Annotated in this window: 4 protein-coding genes; 3 read left to right on the top strand and 1 reads right to left on the bottom strand. The window is 60.9% G+C overall.

The window, feature by feature from the left end:
- From APH42_RS28420 to APH42_RS28410, 3 genes are all read left to right on the top strand, one after another.
- Window positions 1-1,241 (top strand): aminotransferase (locus APH42_RS28420; RefSeq protein ID WP_060494728.1); only part of this gene is annotated, 1,241 nt, incomplete at its 5' end.
- Window positions 1,238-2,134 (top strand): LuxR C-terminal-related transcriptional regulator, encoded by an 897-nt coding sequence (locus APH42_RS28415; RefSeq protein ID WP_082421479.1) that lies wholly within the window; start codon window positions 1,238-1,240, stop codon window positions 2,132-2,134. The genes APH42_RS28420 and APH42_RS28415, both read left to right, overlap by 4 nt.
- A gap of 148 nt (window positions 2,135-2,282) precedes the next feature.
- The gene (locus APH42_RS28410; protein ID WP_060494726.1) at window positions 2,283-3,809 is read left to right on the top strand and encodes a Fic family protein; all 1,527 of its coding nucleotides are present in this window, start codon (window positions 2,283-2,285) and stop codon (window positions 3,807-3,809) included.
- A gap of 5 nt (window positions 3,810-3,814) precedes the next feature.
- On the opposite strand, the gene APH42_RS28405 is transcribed toward APH42_RS28410, so the two are convergent.
- Complete coding sequence (locus APH42_RS28405; protein ID WP_012271842.1) at window positions 3,815-4,894, bottom strand: helix-turn-helix transcriptional regulator; 1,080 nt, start codon at window positions 4,892-4,894, stop codon at window positions 3,815-3,817.
- Window positions 4,895-4,991: the final 97 nt, after the last annotated feature.

Below are 4,991 nucleotides of genomic sequence, written 5' to 3'. Positions count from 1 at the left end.
TCGATGCCGTCGGCGGCATGTGGTGCACCAATATCGGCCTGGGCCGCGAGGAAATGGCCCTGGCCATCGCCGACCAGGTGCGCCAGCTGGCGTACTCCAACCCGTTCTCCGACATGGCCAACGACGTGGCCATCGAACTGTGCCAGAAGCTTGCGCAACTGGCGCCGGGCGACCTTAACCATGTGTTCCTCACCACCGGTGGCTCGACCGCTGTCGACACCGCCTACCGGCTGATCCAGTACTACCAGAACTGCCGTGGCAAGCCGCACAAGAAACACATCATCGCTCGCTACAACGCCTACCACGGCTCCACCACCCTGACCATGTCGATTGGCAACAAGGCCGCCGACCGGGTACCGGAGTTCGATTATCACCACGACCTGATCCACCACGTGTCCAACCCCAACCCGTACCGCGCGCCGGACGACATGGACGAGGCCGAGTTCCTCGACTACCTGGTGGCCGAGTTCGAAGACAAGATCCTGTCGCTGGGTGCCGACAACGTGGCGGCGTTCTTCGCCGAGCCGATCATGGGTTCGGGCGGGGTGATCATTCCGCCCGAGGGCTACTTCCTGCGCATGTGGCAACTGTGCCAGACCTACGACATCCTGTTCGTCGCCGATGAAGTGGTGACCTCGTTCGGACGCCTGGGCACCTTCTTCGCCAGTGAAGAACTGTTTGGCGTCACCCCCGACATCATCACCACCGCCAAGGGCCTGACCTCGGCCTACTTGCCGCTGGGCGCGTGCATCTTCTCCGAGCGTATCTGGGAGGTGATCGCCGAGCCGGGCAAGGGGCGCTGCTTCACTCATGGTTTCACCTACAGTGGTCACCCGGTGTGCTGCACGGCGGCGCTGAAGAACATCGAGATCATCGAGCGCGAGCAACTGCTCGATCACGTCAAGGACGTTGGCAGTTACCTGGAGCAGCGCCTGCAAAACTTGCGCGAGCTGCCGCTGGTGGGAGATGTGCGCTGCATGAAGCTGATGGCCTGTGTCGAGTTCGTTGCCGACAAAGCCAGCAAGGCGCTGTTCCCGGACGAGGTGAACATCGGTGAGCGCATCCATAGCAAGGCCCAGGCCAAAGGGTTGCTGGTACGCCCGATCATGCACCTGAACGTGATGTCGCCACCGTTGATCATCACCCATGCGCAGGTGGACGAAATCGTCGAGACCCTGCGCCAGTGCATCATCGAAACAGCACGTGAATTGACTGCGCTTGGCCTGTACCAGGGCCGATGAACCTGGCGCAAAGGGCTGTGCGGGGGCGTGCCTGGCAAGCTAGACTGCCGGGCATGACCCAGGCCTCTCCCGACACCCCGCTTACCCTCACGATGGGCGCGCTGCAGCAATGGCACGCGGCGCTGCAGCGCGCGCTGGCGCAAAGCGAAACCCCCGATGCACTGGAATATGTGGCCGCTGCCATCGGCCAGCTGGTGCAGGTGGAGTCGATGATGATCAGCCTCGAGTGCCAGGGGCGCGCACCGCAGTTGCTCTATCAGCAAGGCATTCCCGAGCTGCACCGCGCCGCAGTGCTGGAGCGCTATTTCAGCGCAGGCTACCTGCTCGACCCGTTCTGCCTGGCCGTGCAAAGCGGGCTGGCCGAAGGCTTTTACCATTTGCAGGAAATCGCCCCCGACAACTTCTTCGACAGCGACTACTACAAGGCCTATTACCTGGGCACCGGTTGCAGTGAAGACAGCTACTACATCGTCGACCTCAGCGCAGGCCGCAAGCTGTCGCTGAGCCTGTTCCAGGGCTGCAGCGGCACGCGCCTGAGTGCCGGGCAAATCGACCTGTTGCGTGCGCTGGAACCGATGGTCCGCGAACTGCTGGGGCGCTATGCCAGGCACAACCTGGACCCCGAGCCTGCCTCAGTCGAGCGCGGCAGCCTGCAGGCGGCGTTCGACAGTTTTGGCTGCCAAGTGCTGACCGACCGTGAGCGAGAGGTGGCACACATGATCTTGCGTGGGCATTCGGTGAAGTCCACTGCGCTGGAACTGGGTATCTCCCCGGAGACCGTGCGCATGCACCGCAAGAACCTGTACCTGAAGCTGGAGATCAACTCGCAGTCGGAGCTGTTTGCACGGTTTATCGACTGGTTGCGACAGGGGACTGCGGTGGTAGTCGCTTGATGCCACCCTGTTAGCGTTTTTCACCAGAAATCGCCATTTGTTAATGTTTTCGTTGATCCGTTAGTCATTTCGTACTTGCGGCGTTAATGTTTTCGCGTAAATTCTTTGAGTAGATAGCGTTTTCGGGCAAAAGGTAAAGGATTCAGCAATGCAGGTAGGATTCAGGGCGTTGGCCGATCGATATGGCATCACGATGGTGCAGCCATTTCGTGTCGAATCGACGATCGGAACCACCCGGGTGAGCCGTGACAGCGACGGGCTTGTGAGCAATCAATACCCGCCAAGCTATCGGCCATCGGACAATTTTGCAGGGCATTTCGAATTCGGCCTCAAATACGAGGACATTCACCTCGAGTTCTTTGCGCGCTTGTTTGCTGCCGTGGGCCCTGAGCCGGTCGAGGCCTGGTGCAGGCAATCCCCTTTTGGCCAGTTTGCCCGCCGTACCGGTTTTTTCTACGAATGGCTCACAGGCACCCGACTGGATGTGCCGGATGTCGGCAATGGTGCCTACTGTGATGCCGTCGCCAGTCATAAATATTTGGTTCGTACCTCGCCACTGCGTGTGCGCCGCTGGCGGGTAAACGACAACTTGCCGGGTACGTCAGGTTTCTGCCCGGTGCTACGCCGTACCGAGGAGGTTCAAAATGCCTTGGCATTCGACCTGGCGGCTGCATTGGGTGAACTCGACCAGGCCTTCGGTGCCGACATTCTGCTGCGCAGCGCCAGCTGGTTGACCTTCAAGGAGTCGCGCGCCAGCTTTCTAATCGAGAAAGAAGCCGATCAAGCGGACAGGATCCAACGGTTTGCGCACGTGATTGCCAGGTATTGTGGCACTGTCGAAGAACCGCTGAGCGAGCGATCGCTGCACAAGTTGCAGGCCGGGATATTGGGGCACGAAGCACTTGGTCTGGGGTTGCGGCAGTCCCCTGTTTTTGTCGGGCAGGCGACCATGCGCGAAGACATCGTGCACTACATCGCGCCCCATTACGGCCAGGTCGCGGAGCTGATCGATGGGCTCAAGGCTTTCGAAGCAGCTACACGAGGTGCCGAGTCGTTAGCCAGGGCCGCCGTTTTGGCATTTGGTTTCGTGTACATCCACCCGATGCGTGATGGCAATGGCCGCATCCATCGTTTTCTCATCAATGACACCTTGATTCGCGACAAGGCCATGCCTGCCGGGGTCATCCTGCCGGTGTCCGCTACCATCACCAGTTCGATCGCGTTTCGTGTGGGATACGACCAGGTGCTGGAAGTATTTTCCAGGCCGTTCATGCAGCGCTATGGGGCGTCATATCGGTTTGGCAAAGCCACCACTTACACGGACGGCACCTCGAGCAACTTCATGTTCGATGAGTACGATGATGCGGCCGTCGCCTGGCGATACCCGGATTTGACCGCGCATGTGTTGTACACCGCGCGAGTCATCGAGCATACCGTGCGCAAGGAGATGGCCGATGAAGCGCGGGTGCTGGTGGTATTCCGGCGTGCCCAGGAGCACCTGAAGGACGTGCTGGAAATGCCCGATCCGGACGCCAGTCGCATTATCCGCTCACTCAAAGAAAACGGCTGGCAGGTTTCCGGCAAGTTGAAAAAGGCTTACCCGGAGCTGGAGGATGCCGCACGGGCCGAGCGCGTTGTGCACGCTGTGCGCTCGGCTTTTGACGACGTCCTGTAGGTTGCTTAGCGGGACGCCAGTCGAGCCTCGAGCGCAGCGATGTGCGCCTGTAGCCGCTCATGCTCCTGGCGCTCGGCGCCGATGTCTTCGAACACGCTGATCAGGTGCTCCGGCTCGCCATTGGCACGGCGCTGCAGCGAGGTGCGCGCGCGTACCCAGATGTACTCGCCGCTCTTGTGGCGCACACGCTTTTCCACCTCGTAACGCTCGGTTTCGCCGGCCAGCATGCGCTGCAGCAACTGCAGGTTCTGGGCCAGGTCGTCGGGGTGGGTGATCTGCTGGAAGGTCATGCCATACAGCTCGTCGGCACGGTAGCCCAGTAGCTCGCACAGGCTGTTGTTGACCCGCTGCCAGGTGCCGTCCGGGTCGATGTAGGCGAGGGCGCCCCAGGCCAGCTCGAAGATCGCCCGAAAGCGCTCCTCGCTTTGGCTCAGCGCCTGCTGGGCGACCTGGCGTTCGGTGTTGTCCATGCTGATGCCGACCATTTTCACCGAGCGGCCGGCGCTGTCACGCACGACCGTGGCGCGGGAAGAAATCCAGCGCACTTCACCGTCCGGGCGGGTGATGCGGAAGTCGCATTCGCAGCCACTGCCGTCGGCCACCGCGTCGGCGTACATCCCCTGCATGCGCTGCACGTCTTCGTCGGGCAGGTGCCTCCAGAAGTCTTCGTTGTGGTGGACCGGCCAGCCATAGACCTGCTCGACGTTGGGCGAGTAGGTAACTTCGTCGCTGATCAGGTTCCATTCCCAGGTGACGATGCGCGCGCCTTCCTGGGCCAGCTTCATGCGTGTTTCGCTTTCCATGATCTCGGCGGTCAGGCGCCGGCGCAGGTCGGTCATGGGCAGCTCGACCACCTGTGGTTGCTGGATGTTCTGCAGTGCCTCGTCGCCATAGCGCAGCCAGATCCAGTTGACCTTGAGAAAGTCGGCCAGCTTGCGCAGGTTGTCGTAGTCGATCTCGCCGCCACGGGTCCATTTGTGCACGGCGGTGCGCGAAATACCCAAGGCCGTGCCCACGGCTTGCAGGGTCAGCTTGTGATGCTCGAGCAGTTCCTTGAGGCGGAAGGCGAAGCTGTTTTCCAACATCGGCAGGGTGTCCTGATCTGGGCCAAGAGCCTGCCAGTATACGCAACTTGTCAACTTTGGGTTGACGGCCCTGGGCGATTTGCAACTCCTTGTAGGA

Origin of the sequence: Pseudomonas sp. NBRC 111140 (genome assembly GCF_001320885.1) — a bacterium.
GTDB lineage: Bacteria > Pseudomonadota > Gammaproteobacteria > Pseudomonadales > Pseudomonadaceae > Aquipseudomonas > Aquipseudomonas putida_P.
Note: the sequence above shows the minus strand (reverse complement) of the source record. Positions and strands in the feature narration are given on the sequence as shown.

Excerpts from the sequence above, each read along its gene's own strand:
- APH42_RS28415 (WP_082421479.1), top strand. The coding sequence starts at position 1,238 with ATGAACCTGGCGCAAAGGGCTGTGCGGGGGCGTGCCTGGCAAGCTAGA.
- APH42_RS28410 (WP_060494726.1), top strand. The coding sequence starts at position 2,283 with ATGCAGGTAGGATTCAGGGCGTTGGCCGATCGATATGGCATCACGATG.
- APH42_RS28405 (WP_012271842.1), bottom strand. The coding sequence starts at position 4,894 with ATGTTGGAAAACAGCTTCGCCTTCCGCCTCAAGGAACTGCTCGAGCAT.